This window comes from bacterium (genome assembly GCA_021372535.1).
Classification (GTDB): Bacteria; Latescibacterota; Latescibacteria; order Latescibacterales; family Latescibacteraceae; genus JAFGMP01.
On record JAJFUH010000028.1, the window covers coordinates 1 to 20,547 of the forward strand.

A 20,547-nucleotide genomic window follows, 5' to 3' on the forward strand; every position below is an offset into this window, starting at 1 on the left:
GATGGGACATTGAAATGGAAATTTCTGACGGATGGTGATGTTAATTCCTCACCCGCGATAGGTGCTGACGGAACGGTGTATGTAGGGTCGAATGACAATTATCTTTATGCGATACAACCTGACGGTACGCTGAAATGGAAATTCCGTACCGAAAATTTTGTCACTTCTTCGCCTGCGATAGGCTCCGACGGAACGGTGTATGTAGGGTCTCACGATACTGATCTTTATGCAATAACATCGAAAGGGTCATTGAAATGGAAATTCCAGACAGTAGGTAATGTCTTTTCTTCGCCTGCGATTAGCTCCGAAGGCACAGTTTATATAGGATCTGGTCATTTTTTATATGCGGTTAAATCGGATGGGACATTGAAGTGGAAATTCCAGACAGGAGATAATATATGGTCATTGCCAGCGATAGGCATCGATGGTACTGTGTATATAGGGTCTGTTGATGATTATATTTACGCAGTTGAATCGGATGGGTCATTGAAGTGGAAATTCCAGACAGAAAATTGTGTCTTTTCCTCGCCAGCGATAGGCATCGATGGCACGGTGTATATAGGGTCTATAGATAATTATATTTACGCGGTACAATCGGATGGGTCATTGAAATGGAAATTCCAGACAGGGGCTGATATAAATTCCTCGCCTGCGATAGACATTGATGGCACGGTCTATGTAGGATCTGCAGATGGTTACCTCTATGCTTTCGCTCCCGAAACCTCTGGAGCCGGAACAATTACTCTCATTTCCCCCAACGGCGGCGAAACATGGCAATCAGGAACCACGCAGAACATCACATGGACAAGCTCGAATGTTGACAGTGTCAGGATTGACTATTCCACGGACAGCGGCTCGTCATGGAACGAGATCGTATCGAGTACATCCGCTGCCCCGGGGAGCTATGAATGGACGATTCCTACCTCAATCAATTCGACGAAGTGCCTGATACGGATCACATCAGTTGGAGACTCATCGGTTAACGATACGAGCAACGCTGTATTCACCATTTCTCCTTCTTCTCCTCCGGTGACACTCGCCAACACCGCCTGGCCGATGAGAGGCCAGAATCCCCGGCACACGGGCAGAGGAACTGCCACGGTTGCAGCATCGAGCACGGTAAAATGGAAATTCAAAACTGATGGTTCTGTTGAATCCTCACCCGCAATAGGCATTGATGGCACAGTGTATGTTGGGTCTAATGATATGTATCTCTATGCGATACAATCTGACGGTACATTGAAATGGAAATTCCAGACGGGAGGTCAAATATTCTCCTCACCAGCGATAGGCTCCGATGGTACGGTGTATGTGGGGTCTATTGATACGTATCTCTATGCGGTGAAATCGGATGGGACATTGAAATGGAAATTCCGGACGGATGATATTGTCTTCTCCTCACCCGCAATAGGCTCCGATGGTACAGTGTATGTGGGATCTTCTACGTATCTTTTTGCAGTAACTTCCGACGGCACATTGAAATGGAAATTCCAGACGGGAGGTAGCATCCAATCCTCCCCAGCGATAGACTCCGATGGCACGGTGTATGTGGGATCTAATGATGATTATCTCTATGCGATAAATTCCAACGGTACATTGAAATGGAAATTCCAGACGGAAAATTATGTTTACTCCTCTCCTGCAATAGGCTCCACCGGAACGGTGTATGTGGGATCTAATGATACATATCTCTACGCAGTAAAGTCCGATGGTACATTTTATTGGAAAATACTAACTCGCAATCATGTCTATTCCTCGCCCGCAATTGATTCAGATGGTACGGTGTATGCAGGATCTTCTGATGGTTATCTTTACGCTACGACATCGGGTGTGACAAATAAGTGGGTATTTCAGGCAGAGGGTGGATTCGCTTGGTCCTCATTTGCTATAGGTTCCGACGGCACATTGTATGTGGGAACTTCTGTTGGTTATCTCTATGCAATAAAATCGGACGGTACATTGAAATGGAAATTCCAGACGGGTGATTTTATCAATTCCTCGCCTGCGATAGGCGCAGACGGCACATTGTATGTGGGATCTGACGATGGTTACCTCTACGCTTTCGCTCCCGAAACCCAAAGCAGAACCATCACGGTATCATCCCCCAACGGCGGCGAAACCTGTCAATCGGGAACAGTACAGAACATTACATGGACAAGCTCGAACATTGACAATGTCAGGATCGAATACTCCATAGACAGCGGTTCGTCGTGGGCAACGATTGCATCGGGCACATCTGCAGCCTCGGGGAGCTATGAATGGGCGGTTCCGGCAACCGTCAGTTCGTCGATGTGCATGATCCGTATCACATCAGTCGAAGATTCATCGGTAAACGATACGAGCGATGCTGTTTTCACCATTGCTCCTTCTTCTCAGCAGGAAATAGTGTCCGGCTCCCCATGGCCGATGCGCGGGCAGAATCCCCGGCATACAGGTATCGGAATTGCCTCCGTCGCCGCATCGAGCGCGGTAAAGTGGAAATATCAGGCCGGTAATTCAATATCTTCATCACCTGCGATAAGTATCGACGGCACAGTGTATGTGGGATCATATGACACGTATCTCTATGCTGTGAACTCGGACGGGACATTGAAATGGAAATACCAGACCGGCGATACCGTCTCTTCATCGCCTGCGATAGACTCCGATGGCACGGTGTATGTGGGATCCCATGACATGTATCTCTACGCTATACAATCGGATGGGACATTGAAATGGAGATACCTGACCGGTGGAACTGTCAATTCCTCGCCCGTGATAGGGATCGACGGCATGGTATATGTGGGTTCCTGGGATACCTGCCTTTATGCGATACAATCGGATGGAACATTGAAATGGAAATACCAGACCGAGTATTTAATCGAATGGACATCACCGGCGACAGATACCGACGGCACAGTATATGTAGGGTCATGGGACAATTATATTTATGCAATAAACCCGGATGGGACATTGAAATGGAGATACCGGACCGGCGGGGCTGTCCAGTCGTCACCTGCTATAGGCTCTGACGGTACGGTATATGTGGGTTCCAACGATACATATCTCTATGCATTAAAATCCGATGGGACGTTGAAATGGAGATACCAGACCGGAGGTGTTGTCATTTCCTCACCCTCGACAGGTTTCGACGGGACAGTGTATGTGGGTTCTGGTGACAATTGTCTCCATGCGGTAAAACCGGATGGAACGTTGAAATGGAAATACCAGACCGGCGGAACTGTCAATTCCTTACCTTCCATAGGTACCGACGGCACGGTCTATGTGGGATCGGTTGATGGTTATATATACGCGGTAAAACCGGACGGGACGTTGAAATGGAAATACCAGACCGGTGGAGCTGTCTATTCCTCGCCTTCCATAGGTACCGACGGCACGGTATATGTGGGGTCTGACGATGGTTATCTCTACGCATTTGCCCCTGAAACAGTATTTGTGACTGTAACCTCGCCCAACGGCGGCGAAATATTCGAATCGGGAACCACTCACAACATCACATGGACTTGCATGGGTATTGACAGTGTAAAAATCGAATACTCGTTTGACAACGGCTCGAACTGGTCAACGGTTACCGAAAGTACCGATGCTGTAAAAGATTCATATTCCTGGACAGTGCCCGATATCGTTTCAACGGATTGCAGAATACGGATATCCGCTTCCGGCGACCCCGGAATATCCGATGTGAGCAATAATCCCTTCGAAATTTACATGAAAACTACAATCACCGATACAATCTCTGTTTACGCAGTGCCTGATAATGCCACTCCATTGCCGAACAGCGATGTGAAGATAGACATTATTGTCGATATGGGAGATAATGATGAGCTTCTGGGGGAATATACAATCGGCATTGCATGGGATCCTGAAGTACTGGACTATCAGAGTGTCACGGGTGGCAGTACCGAAGGATTCACCAAAGTTATCGAAAATGCGGCTCATGCCGGTCAGGGAAGTCTTTCTATTACGTATGTAAATCCCAACGGCGCCGGAAAGAGAATTTATATCGCGTCTGTCTACTGTAAAACGCTCAATGTACCGGGAACTCAATCGGATATACGGGTGACGGTACAGAGTCTCAGTTCTGCCGTTTCGTTTTTGAATCTCGAACCCTATGTTTCCGTTACTCCGGGAAATGTTGCAATATCTGCCCCGCATGTCAATGCTGACAAGAGTCTGGTTACAGCGGATGAAATATCGGTGATAGTCGGGCAGACAATAACGGTGACCGTTACGGTAGTGGACGATTACGGCAATCCTGTTGCAGGTATGGACGTTTACTTCCCGGATATGGAAAAGAACGAAAAAGATGTCAGGCCGGTCATCGCCGACCCTGACCCGACCGATACGGGTATAATACTTAAAACTGATGGAAATGGCAGAGTTCAAACCACCATTACTTGTGATTTTCCATACGAGGGACAGCTAAAACCGTATGTCAAAGACAACAAAGGAAATGTGACCGAACTGAAATTCATCACGCTATCGTTTGTTCCATTTACGCCGGATATTGTATTCACCGAACCACAGACCGAAGCCGTCACTGGAGATTATGAAGTAAAAATTGGAGTTAATGACATCATTTTAACGGCTGATATCGAAGTGTGGCTCCACTATTGGAAGCCGGGTGAGGCGGAAAAAACGGTTCAAATGTTTCTTTCCGGTGAGAAAAAGTCAAAAATGGCGGAATCATCGATATACAAAGCGACAATACCGACCGGAGGGAATGCCGGAATACGGTATTATATCACCGTTCATAATCCACAGTCGGAAGTCAGTTTTTCGGATACCCTGAGCATCATGGTAAAGGAGGACAGTTTTTCTGTTAACAATACAAAGGATACAGCCCATCCGGATGGTATCGTCAACAACCGTTGGACGCTGTTTTCTGTGCCGGCGATATTCGACAGAAATGATTCCATCGTACATCTGTTGGAACCCCAGCTGGGGCTGTATGGAAATACCGAACCGGAACATACGTGGTATTACATGACATACGGCATTAATGGCGAAAAAGACTCACCATCATACTTTGAGCCGGGTAAAGCTTATTTTCTTTTCCAGCGTGTCGGTACAACTCCGATAAAAGGGGGAGCGGATGTCAAGAATCCCATAACGTTGAACATAACTCAACCAGGACGTACCATCATCGAGAGTGACAGTGTTCTTGTTACACTTAAAAACGGCTGGTATCTAATCGGCAATCCATATCCCTATGCTGTTCCGCTTTTTAAACTTGTCCGCGGGGAGAACGGTGTCGTAATTCCCGATAATATTGTCACCTATGAATGGAATGAACAGTACACAAAGGCTGTGAACGCGCAGAATGAAAGTAACGCAGCACAATCCGGCTGGAGTGTTCCCCGAAAAGGAACCGATGCGCTCGGCAATGTTAAGGTCAAACCCTGGGGCGGTGTTCTCGTTCACTATCTGGCAAGTACGGCGAGAAATACCAACACAATGACTGTGCAAAAGCCGGTAACTATCGAGGATGTGCTTGCAGAAGGCTGGGGAAGCCGGATATCCGTGTACACCGGTATCTATGCCGATATGAACAACTACATCGGTGTTATTCCCCGGGAAAGCAGGTCATGGGATTTCTTCGAACCACCGTCCATCGGTGCTATCGGCTCGCTCTATTTTGAGGAGGAAAACCCCGGATATGGTGCTATGCGGTATTGTACCTCGTTCAAGGAAGCCGGGCACGAAGGCTATTCATGGGATATGTATTACCAGTCTCCGGGCGGGAAAGAAACGATAACATTGGCATGGAATCGAATAAACGGCATGAATGAAGACATTCATTATGCTTTAGTGGATATATCCCGGGGTATGGTTATCGGAATGGATGAAGATAAAATGTATGAATTCCGGTCGTTTGATAAGGAATACACATACGGATTCAGGGTGTTTGCCGGTTCTGAGAACTATGTTAACCGGAATGCGGATGAATTGCTTGCTTCATTGCCGCAGACTTTTGCGCTGCATCAGAATTATCCGAATCCATTCAATCCTTCGACGACGATCGGTTTTACCCTGCCGGTTGCTTCGCCGGTTTCGCTGAATATTTACAACATGATGGGCCAGAAAGTCAAAACACTCCTCGATAATTCTGTTCTGTCTCCGGGTACTCATGAAATCAGGTGGGATGGGCGCGATGATGAAGAAAATCGGGTATCTTCGGGTATATATATTTACAGTATTTGTATGTCAGATAAAATAAAAGCCGGGAAAATGGTATTGATAAAATAAGGAACTAATCCCTGAAAAGATGAGTAACTTATTGTGGGACAATGGTCGGGGTGGAGGGATTTGAACCCCCGGCCTCATGCTCCCAAAGCACGCGCGCTAGCCGAACTGCGCTACACCCCGATTGCCCCGCATAATCTATGAAAAATTGAAAACTTAGTCAAGTTTAAAGAACTGCTATGACAATTCCATTTTTAAAAGAACACTTTTTTACTGAGATACTTGCCTTTGCGACCCCGCTCATTGCGATGCAATGCAGTGAAAAGGTAAGTATTCATCCCCGAATTATTAACCGGAGAGTGAACGGGCGCCCATGGAAAGCCCTTTTTACCTTCTGCCTGTTGCCATATGCCATCTGCCTTTCCTGTAAAGTCGCTTGACCGTTTGAGCTTAATAATGTATCATTATTGAATTCCCTTATAAGGATATCCGAAGACGGTACGGGTATTATGGATATCTGTATCGACGTTTTAATACTGTGTATAAAACTCTCTTGCGATGGTGTATATGAAATCAGGTTATCTCAGCAGAATTCAAAAATCGCTCTACAGCTTCATCTCATTCTGCGCGGCTGTCGGTGTGATTGAGACCATCATTTTCAGGGGATTCACGATTTATGAGCCTGAACTGATCCGGCTCATAATACACGGTGTTTACAGTGTGCTCATTGTTCTGTATTTAATCTGGGTGGCTCTGCGGGTAATTGAGTCCGGATGGCAGCTCCGGGCAATGATACCGGATCTGGCGCTTTCGGTGCTTTTAATAAGCGCTGCTTTTCCCATTACCGTCTCCGGAAGCATTATTTCAATCAGGATAGTATTAGCTCTTGCGGTGGTGTTTTTACGGAAGTTTGAAATGAGTGCATTCGCTACCCGGATACGTCTGAATCCGGCAAGCGTTCTCCTGTTGTCGTTTTTCCTGGTAATCGTTATCGGTGTACTGCTGCTCATGCTGCCTGCGGCGACCGTCGATAAAAAAGGGACAGGTTTCATTGATGCTGTTTTCACCTCGACATCCGCGACCTGTGTGACAGGGCTAATCGTACAGGATACCGGCTCATATTTTTCCTCGTTCGGCCAGGTTGTAATTCTGATCCTCATCCAGGTCGGGGGGCTCGGTATCATGACCTTATCGACATTGTTCGCCATGATTCTGGGACGGCGTCTCGGCTTGAAACAGGAAGAACATATGCGCGGTATTCTCGATCTGAGCGGTCCGGCCCAGATGTATAAACTCATCGTGCAGATTATCCGTATTACGGTTTTTTTCGAATTAATGGGCGCTTTTTTCCTTTTTCTTAAATGGTATCCTGTCATGGGTTCGCACCATGCGCTCAAGCATGCGGTTTTTCACTCCATATCGGCATTCTGTAACGCCGGTTTCAGCCTCAATTCGACAAGCCTTGTGGGATATGTCAGCGATATTTCCGTTAATTGTGTTGTTGTCATGCTTATTCTTTTCGGTGGTTTCGGATTTATGGTGATCGATGATCTTATCAAAAATATCCGCAACTATAATCCACTCTCTCTAAAATGGTCGAGACTCAACACACATACAAAAATCGTTTTGACAACATCCGCAGTTCTCCTTGTTGTGGGAACCCTGAGCGTATTCTTTTTTGAGTTCGATAATGCCATGCTCGATCTCTCTACCGGCAACAAGCTTCTTGCGGCTTTTTTCCAGTCGACAACGTTGAGGACAGCCGGATTCAACACCATCGATATCGGTACGCTGCGGGATGTTACGCTCTTTATAAGCATAATGCTCATGTTTATCGGGGCATCACCCTCATCGACCGGCGGGGGAATCAAAACGACCACGTTTGCAGTATTGATTCTTACAGTCAGGGCGATGCTCACTTCACGTGACAAGGTGGAGATTTTTTCCAGAACGATACCTCAGCAGACCGTGTACAAGTCGATAGCGATCATGCTTTTTTCAAGCACGTTCGTCATCGGTGTCACCGTTCTGCTTCTGGCGACCCAGCAGGGTGAATTTATCGATGTTCTCTTCGAGGCGGTTTCGGCTATCGGAACGGTCGGGCTCTCGACCGGTGTAACCGGGCATCTCGATACGGTCGGTAAGCTGTTGATAACGCTGCTCATGTATGTCGGGCGAGTTGGCCCGCTCACCATGGCGCTGGCATTGGGTGAAGTCAAAAAGGTGAATATCGAATATCCCACGACCCGTGTCGCGGTAGGGTGAAATACCGGGTTTCCGGACGGGAATGTAAATGAATTATAGTATGGCGCATACAGTTTTTGTATAATAGTAATGATAACCGGTCAGCCTCCTCTGGTAACAGGATTCTTGCTGACTACTTGTATACAGGTGAAAGGTGAAGCCAATGAAGCGTTTTCTGGTTATCGGGTTAGGCCAGTTCGGATTCGAACTTGCCAAAGCTCTCTATGACAAAGGCGCCGAGGTGATTGCAGTAGACACAAAAATCGAGCTCGTTGAAGCGATAAAAGACTATGTTACCACTGCGGTCATGCTTGACTGCACCGATGAAGAAGCGCTCAAATCGTTGAACCTCGATGATCTCGATGCGGCCATTATAGCAATCGGCGAGGACTGGGAAGCGAGTATCCTCACAACGGCTATCCTCAATGAAATGGGGATTGAAAACATCATAGCGCGGCGGGCCGGCGCCATTCACGGTAAAATTCTCGAGAAAGTGGGGGCGACCAGAATTATCTCGCCGGAGATAAACATCGCCGACCAGCTTGCTCGAAGCCTTATTTCCCCAGGGCTTCTCGAACATATTGCACTGCCGGACGGTCATACCATCTTCCAGGTGGAAGCAAAACCGGATTTTTTTGATAAAACTCTTATAGAGCTCGATTTCCGCCGTAATTATGGCCTCCTGGTCGTCGGGATTCAGCGGAAGAAAACGAATATTACCGAATCCGGCGAGATTTTTTATGAGGTCGAAAATATCAGCCTTCCTTCCGCCACCGAGGCTATCAAGGATGGTGATATTCTGGTGCTGGTGGGTATGAAGGAAGATATAGAAAAGTTTCTTTCCATGGAGTGATCAGTGAGCACTCAACGACAGAGAAAACTGGCTAAAAATGCAAAACGATTTATCGGTCGGCTTTCGATACGGAGAAGAATTGCCATTGCAATCCTTATGAGCTTCATAATCATTCTGCCTTCCGTGTCTCTTTCTCTTTTCTACTTCTCTGGACTGCTGCGAGGGATAAAAACCATCACCGAAAACGATGTCAGGCTTGGCAGAATGGCCTCCGACCTTACCCTGATCATGCTCGACATCCGCCGTGATGAACGCAATTACCGGATGTTCGGCAATCCCACTGAGCGGACGGGTATAGAGGAAAAGATCGCCCGCACGAAATCACTTGTTTCGGAAGCATATAAAATAACGCCGGTTCAGGACCAGGATATTATCAATAACCTTTCCGACCATTTTACCGTCTATTCCAACAGCTTCAATATGCTCGTCGAGCATATAACCGAGAATCCTCCTGAGGAGGAGGTCCTGAAAAGAGCCAGAACACAGTTCTCTCAGAAATTACTTGATTTTCAGACTACATACCTCAAAATACTCACGGAAATTGAAAAAGCTTCTCCTGCCCAGAGAGATTCTGTCCTCTCTCGCGCAAATGAAAATCTGAGTGACATTTTTCTGAATTTTGCTACTTCCGAAAGCCAGACAATGCAGCCTTCCTATATTCAGGAGAATCTCGAGAATTCACGTCAGGATTTCCTCGAAACTGCCCACAGTCTCGCCGAAAAAAGCTGGGAAAACATGGAAGCTCACAAAGAGGAAAGCCTCAGAATAGAGGCCCGGGCAAAACGTAACATCATCTCCGTCCTCATCGTCACCGGTCTGTTCTGTATTCTGATGGTGACCTATATCCCTCGGTACATCGTCAGACCGATCACCTCGCTCAACAGGATTTTCAGAAAAGCCGAAGAGGGGGACTATTATGCCAGGGCTGTTGTCCAGTCGAATGACGAGGTCGGTGATCTTGCGGTCAGCTACAACCAGATGATGAACCGGCTGCGCGGTTATGATGAACTGAAAACGAAAAAAATCGCTTCCCAGAAACGTTCTGTCGACAGGCTGCTCGAAAACATCAATGTCCCCATCTGCATCCTTAACGACAAGCTCTTTGCCACGTATTACAATACCCTCTTCGCGAATCTTTTCGTATCCATCATAGCTCCGAAACCCCCGGCCGCCGGACTCGATTTTTCGAAAATCCATGAAATGGGCAAGTTTGTCGAGGAGCTCCGTAAAAAAATCCTCCACGCGGAAAACGAGTTCGTGCTCGCCACGACGCTGCCCGACGGCACGGGTAAAACCTTCAAAGGCCGTCTTGTGCGGGATCATGTCATGAGCCTTGAATCGATAATTCTTGTCGGCGCCGCCGTAAAGAACGAGGAAAACAGGCAGTGAAGGCACGTCGCATCGGCATGACAACAACCATCCCTTCCGAGGTTATCTGGGCTGCGGGATGTGTGCCTGTCGATCTCAACAACATATTCATTACCTCGGATCGTCGCGACGATTATATCAAAAAGGCCGAGCGTGACGGCTATCCCCGGAATGTCTGTGCCTGGATTAAGGGTATTTACGGCGTTCTGTCAGAGCTGCCCGATATCACAACCGTCGTGGCGGTGACCCAGGGCGACTGCTCCAACACCCATGCGCTCATGGAAACGCTCCAGCTGAAGGGAATACGGACGATTCCCTTTGCGTTTCCCTACAACCGCGATTTCGATGCACTCGCCCGGGAGATAGCCATGCTCGCGAAAGAGCTCGGAACAACTGTCGGGGCGGCGGAAGCCATTCGCGGCACACTTGAACCTGTCCGCAAACGGCTCGATGAACTCGACCGGATGACCTGGGAGGGAAACCGTATTACCGGCGCCGAAAACCACCTCTGGCTCGTCTCATCGAGCGATTTCAATAGCGATTATGAGCGTTTTTCCTCTGAACTCGGCATCCTGCTCGACACGGCATCGAAGCGCACGCCCTTCGGCGAGTCAGTCCGCCTCGGCTATATCGGCGTCCCGCCCATCATCGACGACCTGTACGATGCGGCTGAGGCGTACGGCGCCCGCTTCGTGATCAACGAGATTCAGCGCCAGTTCTCCATGCCCGAACGCGGCGGGGGGCTTGTCGACCAGTATCTGGCGTACACCTATCCCTATGATGTGTTTCACCGGCTCGACTATATCAACCGTGAGCTGGCGCGGCGCTCTGTCCACGGCATCGTTCACTATGTCCAGAGCTTCTGCCACCGTCACATCGAGGACATCGTCATACGGAAAAAGGTTAAAGTGCCGGTGCTCACCATCGAGGGCGAAGCGCCGGGCAATGTTGACGAACGCACGAAAATCCGTCTCCAGGCATTCATCGAGATGCTCGGGCGTAGAGTGAAAAAAGGCATGATGCATTAACCAAAAGAATTCCTCGACGCTTGTGTCGGGGTATGAATTCAAAGGTGCGTACCACCCGGCATGAACTCACCCTCCCGGCCTCCCTCTCTTCCCTGAAGCGAGGGAGGAGAATTGGCGCATAAAAATCGGGAATGCGCGTTTTCCCCTCTTTCGCGTGCGAGAGAGGGGATGTCGCGGAGCGACAGGGGTGAGTGTAAAACAGTTGATACCTCGGCCCTTGGGACGGGGTAGTCCATTAACCGGAGTCACAGGAAAAAAGAAAATGCGGGACATGAACTCCCCTGACAGCCGCGGCGGCATACTCGGCGTCGATCTCGGGTCGAGGAATGTCAAGCTCGCGCTCATGAAAGACGGCGCGGTTGCTTTCACCGATACGGTCGAGTCAATCGAGTTCTACCGGCGGTTCGGCGTGCGGTCGGAAGCGGGATTCAGCATCGATCTCGATGCCCTGGGATTCGGGGCTCCCGAACGCACGGTCGCTACCGGCTACGGCCGTATGGCTGCGGCGATAACCGGCGCTGAAAACATTTCCGAAATCACCGCCCACTACCTCGGCGCCGTGTTCCAGACAGGACTCTCCGATTTCACCCTCGTGGATATCGGCGGGCAGGATTTCAAGCTCATGTGGGTCGAAAACGGCGAGATCAGGGATTTTGTCACCAATGACAAGTGCGCCGCATCATCGGGGCGGTATCTCGAAAATATGGCGCGGGTGCTCGGAATTTCGCTCGATGAGATCGGCTTGTATCACGACGACCCGGTTCAGCTTTCGACAACCTGCGCCATCTTCAGCGAATCCGAGCTTATCGGGCTCATCGTGAAAGGCGAGCCGACGGAGCGTCTTGCCGCGGGAGTCAACCGCTCGGTCGTGCTCCGTTTCCTGCCGTTCCTCGACCGCATGGGGGACGGGCTGATTCTCCTTGCCGGGGGAGTGGCGCTCAATCACGCGGTCGTCCGTATGCTCGGCGACATGACCGGCCGCGAGGTTAGGGTTCTCGACAAACCGCTCCATAACGGCGCAATCGGGTGCTGTGTGAGCGGGGAGGGAAAGTAAAGGGTGGACAATTATATTTTGATATAATTTTATACAACAAGAATAAATATTAATGAGGCCAGCAATGTTGAATTTTTCATTTTTACATAAAAAAGCAGGCAATAGTATTCCAGAAAGAATACAAGAATGTCTAAGAACGATACAAGATGATAGTGATGAAAGATATAATGAGTCAACTATTCCTCCTGTAAATGAACAGATTAAGATTAGATGTATTTGGGTAATAGAATTATATCCTCCAAGCCATATTGATAATTTATTGGCATGTATAGAAAAGTTGAATTGGAACATACCTCATAAAGCTTTACCAAATGTCAATGTAACAAAATGGATAAAAGATAATCGTCAAAGCTCATTCGGTTCGGGGTTCAATTTGAAGTATATAAAGAGAGAAAAGACGTCGTCAATTGATAGAATTGCTCCAATGCCTGATGGATTTGATGGCGCCTTCGGTACAATTCTACAATTGATTCCAAGTACAACAATTCTAATGATGCAATTTCTTGTAAATTCTGAAAAAGAACAAATACTTGAAAAACCATTGAATAAAAAGTATGCGACCTATGTTGAATATAACAATGGAATATATTCTTACATTAATCCTCTTCAGCAAAAACGAATTGAGGTTGAAAACATAAGAAAAGGACTATATGATAAGTGCTATGAATGGTTTATTACACATGCTCCGGGTGTGTTTTCCAGTGGAATGTACGATGGTATATTCCCAACATGTGAATTTACAACTTTAGATGTTGGAATCCCTTTTATTAATACTGATTCAGAATACTTAAGAATGCTTGATTTTAACGATGCTGCCTTTATTTGGAAAATGAAGATTATCCAGGAATACTGCTTAAAATATCATCGTATCACGAGCATGATTATTCAAGACTCTATTTTTCTGGGAATTCTAATGAGATATTTTCAAATAATGAAAATAAATTAGGTGGACATGGAAAAAATACAATGGGACTTTCTATTGCACTTACCAGTTTAATAAATGAGATTGGTTTGTGGTCTTTTTTTGTCTTTGTAAAAGCTTACGAATCAAAGCTTTCGAAAATACGTGATTCAATAGCACTAATAAATTTGTATCATATCAATATAGCTATTAACGAAATAAGACAAATGGAAAAAACATTTTTTGAAATAGAAAGAAATATACCAAGTTATACATCGGAATTAGGTTATTATTGTAACATAGATAATTTTCATAAAAGATATTTAAAATTCACACCTGTAAATTTGTGGCTTTCCCAAAATGATTTTTTTAAAAATATTTGTATCTTAATGATAGATGAAGTTGAATACCTTAAAGAATTGCATAAAAATATTCGTCAAGCGATAAATATTACTTCTCAGAATATTTCTTCGTTATCGAACGATTATGTTGCTAAAACAAATATACGCATTCAAAAATTGATGATTTTTTTAACATGTGCAATTCTTCTATTAACTATTGTAACTGGATGGAATACGATAAAAGAATTCTTTTTATATATTTTTCACAATTTTGGGTAGCAAAAAAGTGATGAATAAGTATATGTTATTCCATTGATTAAATATGACAATAAACCCGATTCCTATGACTTCGCCATTCAAGGTTACTCTTGTCGACCCATGCTTGCCCTTCATAAACAGTCAGCCGAAGCGAAAACCGCCCCTGACAAAACACGGATAGAGCGGGAAATAACCATGACCGACCGGCAGATAGACGCGCTTGTGTACGACCTGTATGGTCTGACGGAGGAAGAAATAGCGATTGTGGAGGACAAAGCCCCCTGACCCTCGGTCCCTTTCTCCCGATGGAGGGCAAGGGAAGAGGCTCCATCATGGACGCTCATGGTGTAGAGGTCTTTTACCTGCCCCCGGGACGGGGGAAGGTGGCGCGAAGAGCCGGAAGGGGGCTTCCCCGGAGATAGTATGAACAAGAATCACGAATCCTCACCTCAGTCTGAAATTATCCTCTACCGGACGGAAGACGGGCGAGTCCGCATCGAAACCCGGTTCGAGGGAGAAACCGTCTGGTTAACGCAAAAACAAATGGCTGAGTTGTTCCAAAAGGATGTCCGCACCATTAACGAACATATCCGGAACATATTCGAGGAAGCCGAATTATCGCCGGAATCAGTTATCCGGAAATTCCGGATAACTGCCGCTGATAATAAAACCTACGAAACCCGGCACTATAACCTCGATGTCATCATTTCTGTCGGTTACCGGGTCAAGTCGCATCGGGGCACGCAGTTCCGCATCTGGGCCACAAATAGGCTGCGGGAATACATCATTAAAGGCTTTACGATGGATGATGAGCGGCTCAGGCAGTCCGGCGGCGGTAACTACTTCGACGAACTGCTGGCGCGCATCCGGGATATCCGGTCATCGGAAAAGGTTTTCTGGCGCAAGGTGCTGGAAATTTACGCGACGAGTATTGACTACGATGCGAGCGCGGAGGTGTCGCGGCAATTCTTTGCCACAGTGCAGAACAAAATGCACTGGGCGGCTCATGGCCGGACGGCGGCGGAGGTTATTGCGGAGCGGGCGAATGCCTCAAAACAGCATATGGGGCTGACGGCGTGGACGGGTAGCCGACCGCTTAAAACCGACGCGGTGGTGGCGAAGAACTACCTTACGGCGGAAGAGTTGGAGTCGCTGAACCGCATTGTGACGGCCTACCTCGAATTTGCTGAGCTTCAGGCATATAACCGCAAACCGATGTATATGGCGGACTGGATTACCAAAATCGATGATTTTCTGCGGATGAGCGAGCGTGAGATACTGTCGCATGCCGGTCGGATTTCCCACGAGGCGGCCCTGGCGAAAGCGGAGTCGGAATTTGAGACATTCAGAAAGCTTGAGGCGGCCAAACCAAGCAGGGCGGAAAAGGACTTCGATGAAGCCATCAGGAAACTTCACGCTCCGAAACGCAAACCGAAGAAGTGACGGTTGTGTAATACCTCCGGATGCGCTTGCCGCTCTGAACGCTGACGAAAAGACCTCGGCGCAGTGTCCAATTGATGTTACCGACCGGCAGATAGACGCGCTTGTGTACGAATTGTACGGTCTGACGGAAGAAGAAATAGCGATTGTGGAGGAAACGGGACGGTAGTACATTACATATTTGTATGGAGAGAATGAACGATAGATTCTAATCCGGTTTTTCCGTAAACGGTTTGCAGTGTTCGGGTTCTGATTTGATCCCCCTCGGCGAATCGCCGTGTCCCCCTTATAAAAAGAAAGGGGGATAAAAACGCCCGAAAAGCCGCGCCCCCTTTAATAAGGGGGGATGCCCGAAGGGCAGGGGGGATAATGTAGTCAGAGGGGATTTGAACCCGGATTTTTCAGTATTAAACAGAGAATTACCCTGATTTTTCCATTGTATTAATCCCGGTAATCCCGGTAATCCTGTAAATCGTGGTTCAGGTATTTTGTTCATCCGTTATAAAAAAATAATTCACTCTGTTTTGGAGGTCACCATGTCAAAACACGTATCGCGGCGCGGTTTCTTTTCAGGATCGTCCGCCCTCGCGGCTGCTGCGGCTGTGGCGCTCGGCGGAAAATCAGGGGCGGCGTCGGCGGCTCCGAAAGGCTGTATGTGCGGTGTGAAGCCGTTCATGGAGCAGTATTATGACGGGATGATGGAGATAATCCGCGGTCAGCGTGACACCCAGACCGGCGTCATCGCCCGCGCCATGGAAAAGGCGTACGAGCTGAGCAAAAAAGGCGGTACGCTCTATGCAAACGTTGTGTACGGTCATTTCGGCGGGAACTATGCAAGCAAGGATCGCCCCGGGCAGCCATGGGTGCTCCCGTCGTATACCACGCTCTCGAAGGAGATGGTCGATGCCATGAAACCGGGCGATTTCCTCATCACCAACATCGTCGATGAGGGGCGGAAAACAGCCCGTGAACGCGGCGTCTTCATGGTCGGGGTCACCAACAACTATTTCAAGTTCTCGCGGACGAAGCCCGAGGGTCTCGTGCCGGGCAGGATGGCGATGACGGTGGAGGAGATGTCGGACATTGTCATCGACAGCTTTGTTCCATGGAACAACGGGCTCGTCTCGGCGCCGCAGATTCCGCAGTTCAAGCTCTGCCCGTCCACCGGGACTGTCGAAGCCGCCGTCTACTGGGCGTGCTCGGCGTCGCTGGCGAATCTTGTCGGCTCCAAAGGGAAGGGATCGGCCTCCGAACCCGCTGAAAAGTACCTCGACCTCGTGCTCGAACGGTTCGTCTGCGTCGGCGCCGACCGTCCCAAGATCGACCGGGTCGCTTCGACCATGGCCGATTACGTCCTCGAAAAGCATGCGCGGCTTTTTGTGTACGGCGAGCCGTTCAGTATTGATGGCGACCGTTCGGGGAACATGTTTGTGAGCGATGCATGCGGGGCTGCTTCGGGCACGATGATAGCGCAGGCATACAACGAGGCGGAAGTCCGCGAAAACGATATCGTGCTCGTCTGCTCGGTGAGGTCGAACCAGCCGCAGGAGCTCGATGTCGCCCGCGCCGCCCGTAAAAAGGGAGCGTACACCATCGCGATCTGCCCTTATACAACCGATGGGGACGCTTCCGGCGACCGCCTGTACAAGGAAGTCGATGTCGCCTTCAATACCTTCTGCGGCGAGAGTGAGGGAGTGATCGCAGCCGAGGGATTCCCCAAAAAGGTCTGCCCGGTTTCGGGACTCACCGGTAATCTCCTTCACTGGATGCTTACCGCTCAGTGGACATGGCACATGGCTCTCCGCGGGGAGATGCCCTATTACTGGCAGGGCTTCCACGAGAACGGCGGAAGGGAGTATGACAACGCTGTCCGGCCGTATTTCATGAAACGGGGTTATTGACCTGCTTTGGGAAAGAACGAACAGGGATCGCATCATGAATAGAGATCGTCAATGATCAGCTCTATAAGCGATGTTCAGAGAAACACGCTGTTTACAGTCAACCGAAAACGATAAACCATAGAAAGAGAATGTCATGAAAAAGAAGATTTCGAGACGGGGATTTTTATCGGGATCAGCCGCTGTGGGTCTGGGCGCCGCCGCCATAACCGGCAGTTCGAAAGCGCATGCGGTGGAAACGTCGTTTGCAAAGGATTTCACCCCCCAGGATCGGTGTTTCATGCGCCAGTATTGTGATGGCATCCTGAAAATTGCCGATGGCATCCGTACGACCCAGATAGACAACATTTCCAAGGCCATGGAAAAGGCGTACGAGCTTCAGAAAAAGGGCGGAAAAATCTATTCCCACGTTCTTGTCGGTCATTTCGCGATGTTTGCCGGAAGTCCCGAACTGCCCGGCCAGCCGAATGTGCTCCCGCAGCGTGTCGACCGGAAAACGGATGAGGATTTCGCGGCCATGAAAGAGGGGGATTTTCTCATCACGAACGGTGTCAGCCAGGAGACGCTCGATGCAAAGAACCGTGGCGTCTATGTCGTGGGGCTCACCAATAATTATATCAAATTCTACAAGACGCCGCCCGATGCACTTCGCCCGGAAATCATGAAAATGTCGATCGAGGATGTCTCCAGCCTTGTCATCGACAGCCAGATGCCCTGGGAAAACGGGCTTATCGCGGCTCCCCAGCTTCCGCAGTTCAGGATCATCCCTTCGAGCGGCATTTCACAGTTTCTCGTGTACTGGGCATGTACGGCGGCTCTTGCGACTCTCATCGGTTCGAAGGGTAAGGATTCGGGTGCTGATGCGGCAAAACAGTACCTCGATCTGGCGTATGACCGTTTCCGGATGATCGGCACCGATCTGCCCAAGGTCGACCGCGTTGCCGGAAAATGGGCAGACCTCGTTCTCGGGGAAAAAGCCCGCCTGCTCGTGTACGGTCATCCACAGAAAGTGGAACCGTACCTGGGAACGAAGAACATGTTCGTGAACGAGGCATGCATCGTCGCCTCGGGAGCAATGATCGCCGACCAGTACGAGACCAAAGCGAACGAGCTCAAGCCCGGCGACATCGTGCTCATAGGCGCCATAACCTCCGACAATGCCGATGAGATCAACGTTGCCCGTCAGGCCCGTAAAGCCGGCGCGTATGTCGTTTCCTTCGGACCGTTTGCGACCGATGGCGATTCCTCGGGGATTCGCCTGTTCAAGGAGGTCGATGCCGCATTCAATACCTACTGCGATGAAAGCGAAGGGGTGATCGCGGTCAAAAATTTCGGGAAAAAAGTGAGCCCGCTGACCGGAGTGGCCGGGAATTTTGTCCACTGGCTGCTCATGGCGCAATGGACCGACCATATGGTGCGCCGCGGCGAGATGCCCTATTTCTGGCAGGGATACCATGAGCGGGATGGCCAGGAGTATGACAAGCTGGCAAACCCCTATTACCTCAAGCGGGGATATTGATCAGGAATTATCGATAAACGTGTTAACAACAAAGAATTGAACGCGGATTTTTGCGGATTATGTCGGCGTAGGGGCAATTCATGAATTGCCCTTGCATAATGGTAAATATCCGTTTTGCGCATTTACATAAATCAATTTATAAATAATATCTTATATCTATTTGTGTCTTTGTGCCTTTGTGGTATAAATTTTCATGAATAACCCAGGCTTAAAACATATAAGAGTTTTCCACCTTTCACGTATACTATGGTAGAACCGATGAAAACACTGTCACGACGTGGTTTTATTACGGGTTCGGCATCGCTCGGTCTCGGAACTGCTGCAGGACTTGTCAAAGCTCCGTCAGCCCGCGGTTATCAGACTGAATTCGTGAGGGATTTCGAGCCCCAGGAATTATGCTTCATGGATCAATATTACGAGGGTATACTCGGTATTACGAAGGGCATACGGGATACCCAGATAGAGAACATCTCCCGGGCGATGCAAAAAGCCTACGAACTCAAGAGTAAAGGCGGTAGTATTTACTCCCACGTGGTGTATGGTCACTATTCCATGTTTGCCGGAAGCAGGGACCGTCCCGGGCAGCCCTGGGTGCTTCCCCAGTGCGGTATAACTCCCACCAAAGAAGAGTTTGATGCCATGAAGGCGGGGGATTTCCTCATAACCGACCGCATCGATCCCGGAACCATCGAGGTTCGCAAGCGCGGCGTGTACGTGGTCGGTGTCACGAACAACTACTACAGATTCTATAAAACGCCCCCGGATGGTCTCAGGCCGGATTGGGTAAAAGAATCAATCGAGGAAGTTTCCGACCTTGTGATAGACAGCCAGGTGCCGTGGGACAACGGGCTCGTATCGGCTCCTCAGATTCCTCATTTCAAGCTTTGCCCTTCGAGCGGCATTACCCAGTTTCTCGTGTACTGGGCGTGTACAGCCGTTCTGGCGAATCTCATCGGAACGAAGGGGAAGGGTTCGGACACCGAACCCGCGGAACAGTATCTCGATATGGCATATGACCGTTTCCTGATGATCGGCACCGACCGCCCGAAGATCGACTGGGTTGCCGGACAGTGGGCCGACCGTGTGCTCGAAAGAAAAGCCCGCCTTCTCGTTTACGGTCACCCGCAGGATGTGGAATCGTACGATGGCGCACGGAACATGTTTGTCAATGATGCCTATGTATGTGCATCAAGCTCGATGATCGCTGATCAGTACGAGAAGAGGGCGGATGACCTCCGCGATTCCGACATCGTATTGATAGGGGCGTTTACATCCGATAATGCCCTTGAAATCAGTGTGGCCCGCCGGGCACGTGATATCGGCGCATATACGGTGGCGTTCTGTCCGTTCAGTACGGACGGGGATACTTCCGGTGTGCGCCTCTTCAAGGAAGTGGATGTCGCCTTCAACAGTTACAGCGACGAACGTGAGGGTGTGATAGCTGTCAAAGGCTTCCC

The 20,547-nt window shown here is 48.9% G+C and carries 14 protein-coding genes and 1 tRNA gene; 14 read left to right on the plus strand and 1 reads right to left on the minus strand.

Annotated features, from left to right (window positions below; translation table 11 throughout):
- The first annotated feature begins 9 nt into the window (after positions 1–9).
- Positions 10–6,249 (plus strand): PQQ-binding-like beta-propeller repeat protein, encoded by a 6,240-nt coding sequence (locus LLG96_02535; GenBank protein ID MCE5249078.1) that lies wholly within the window; start codon positions 10–12, stop codon positions 6,247–6,249.
- A 42-nt stretch (positions 6,250–6,291) separates the two neighbouring features.
- Here LLG96_02535 and LLG96_02540 read toward each other — a convergent pair.
- Positions 6,292–6,369, minus strand: a tRNA-Pro gene (locus LLG96_02540).
- Between the two features lie 384 nt (positions 6,370–6,753).
- On the opposite strand from LLG96_02540, the gene LLG96_02545 reads away from it, so the two are divergent.
- The 13 genes from LLG96_02545 to LLG96_02605 form a co-directional block, all read left to right on the plus strand.
- Positions 6,754–8,451: a TrkH family potassium uptake protein gene (locus LLG96_02545; protein ID MCE5249079.1), complete on the plus strand. Its 1,698-nt coding sequence runs from the start codon at positions 6,754–6,756 to the stop codon at positions 8,449–8,451.
- A gap of 142 nt (positions 8,452–8,593) precedes the next feature.
- A complete protein-coding gene (locus LLG96_02550; GenBank protein ID MCE5249080.1) occupies positions 8,594–9,283 on the plus strand; it encodes a TrkA family potassium uptake protein in 690 nt (229 codons plus the stop codon).
- Between the two features lie 3 nt (positions 9,284–9,286).
- Positions 9,287–10,672: a HAMP domain-containing protein gene (locus LLG96_02555; GenBank protein ID MCE5249081.1), complete on the plus strand. Its 1,386-nt coding sequence runs from the start codon at positions 9,287–9,289 to the stop codon at positions 10,670–10,672.
- A 17-nt stretch (positions 10,673–10,689) separates the two neighbouring features.
- Positions 10,690–11,679, plus strand: coding sequence for a 2-hydroxyacyl-CoA dehydratase (locus tag LLG96_02560; GenBank protein ID MCE5249082.1), 990 nt, complete (start codon positions 10,690–10,692; stop codon positions 11,677–11,679).
- 262 nt (positions 11,680–11,941) lie between these two features.
- Positions 11,942–12,733 (plus strand): acyl-CoA dehydratase activase, encoded by a 792-nt coding sequence (locus LLG96_02565; GenBank protein MCE5249083.1) that lies wholly within the window; start codon positions 11,942–11,944, stop codon positions 12,731–12,733.
- A 52-nt stretch (positions 12,734–12,785) separates the two neighbouring features.
- Positions 12,786–13,679, plus strand: coding sequence for a hypothetical protein (locus tag LLG96_02570; protein MCE5249084.1), 894 nt, complete (start codon positions 12,786–12,788; stop codon positions 13,677–13,679).
- Between the two features lie 20 nt (positions 13,680–13,699).
- Complete coding sequence (locus LLG96_02575) at positions 13,700–14,254, plus strand: hypothetical protein (GenBank protein ID MCE5249085.1); 555 nt, start codon at positions 13,700–13,702, stop codon at positions 14,252–14,254.
- A gap of 99 nt (positions 14,255–14,353) precedes the next feature.
- A complete protein-coding gene (locus LLG96_02580) occupies positions 14,354–14,518 on the plus strand; it encodes a hypothetical protein (protein ID MCE5249086.1) in 165 nt (54 codons plus the stop codon).
- A gap of 138 nt (positions 14,519–14,656) precedes the next feature.
- Complete coding sequence (locus LLG96_02585; protein MCE5249087.1) at positions 14,657–15,676, plus strand: virulence RhuM family protein; 1,020 nt, start codon at positions 14,657–14,659, stop codon at positions 15,674–15,676.
- Entirely contained in the window at positions 15,627–15,842 is a 216-nt protein-coding gene (locus LLG96_02590) for a hypothetical protein (GenBank protein ID MCE5249088.1), read from the plus strand. Before LLG96_02585 ends, LLG96_02590 begins: the two co-directional genes overlap by 50 nt.
- A 367-nt stretch (positions 15,843–16,209) precedes the next feature.
- The gene (locus LLG96_02595) at positions 16,210–17,574 is read left to right on the plus strand and encodes a hypothetical protein (protein MCE5249089.1); all 1,365 of its coding nucleotides are present in this window, start codon (positions 16,210–16,212) and stop codon (positions 17,572–17,574) included.
- 133 nt (positions 17,575–17,707) lie between these two features.
- Positions 17,708–19,090: a twin-arginine translocation signal domain-containing protein gene (locus tag LLG96_02600; GenBank protein ID MCE5249090.1), complete on the plus strand. Its 1,383-nt coding sequence runs from the start codon at positions 17,708–17,710 to the stop codon at positions 19,088–19,090.
- A 258-nt stretch (positions 19,091–19,348) separates the two neighbouring features.
- A partial coding sequence (locus tag LLG96_02605; GenBank protein ID MCE5249091.1) for a hypothetical protein occupies positions 19,349–20,547 on the plus strand: 1,199 nt, incomplete at its 3' end.

Excerpts from the sequence above, each read along its gene's own strand:
- LLG96_02545 (MCE5249079.1), top strand. The coding sequence starts at position 6,754 with ATGAAATCAGGTTATCTCAGCAGAATTCAAAAATCGCTCTACAGCTTC.
- LLG96_02550 (MCE5249080.1), top strand. The coding sequence starts at position 8,594 with ATGAAGCGTTTTCTGGTTATCGGGTTAGGCCAGTTCGGATTCGAACTT.
- LLG96_02560 (MCE5249082.1), top strand. The coding sequence starts at position 10,690 with ATGACAACAACCATCCCTTCCGAGGTTATCTGGGCTGCGGGATGTGTG.
- LLG96_02565 (MCE5249083.1), top strand. The coding sequence starts at position 11,942 with ATGCGGGACATGAACTCCCCTGACAGCCGCGGCGGCATACTCGGCGTC.
- LLG96_02570 (MCE5249084.1), top strand. The coding sequence starts at position 12,786 with ATGAGGCCAGCAATGTTGAATTTTTCATTTTTACATAAAAAAGCAGGC.
- LLG96_02575 (MCE5249085.1), top strand. The coding sequence starts at position 13,700 with ATGGGACTTTCTATTGCACTTACCAGTTTAATAAATGAGATTGGTTTG.
- LLG96_02580 (MCE5249086.1), top strand. The coding sequence starts at position 14,354 with ATGCTTGCCCTTCATAAACAGTCAGCCGAAGCGAAAACCGCCCCTGAC.
- LLG96_02585 (MCE5249087.1), top strand. The coding sequence starts at position 14,657 with ATGAACAAGAATCACGAATCCTCACCTCAGTCTGAAATTATCCTCTAC.
- LLG96_02590 (MCE5249088.1), top strand. The coding sequence starts at position 15,627 with ATGAAGCCATCAGGAAACTTCACGCTCCGAAACGCAAACCGAAGAAGT.
- LLG96_02595 (MCE5249089.1), top strand. The coding sequence starts at position 16,210 with ATGTCAAAACACGTATCGCGGCGCGGTTTCTTTTCAGGATCGTCCGCC.
- LLG96_02600 (MCE5249090.1), top strand. The coding sequence starts at position 17,708 with ATGAAAAAGAAGATTTCGAGACGGGGATTTTTATCGGGATCAGCCGCT.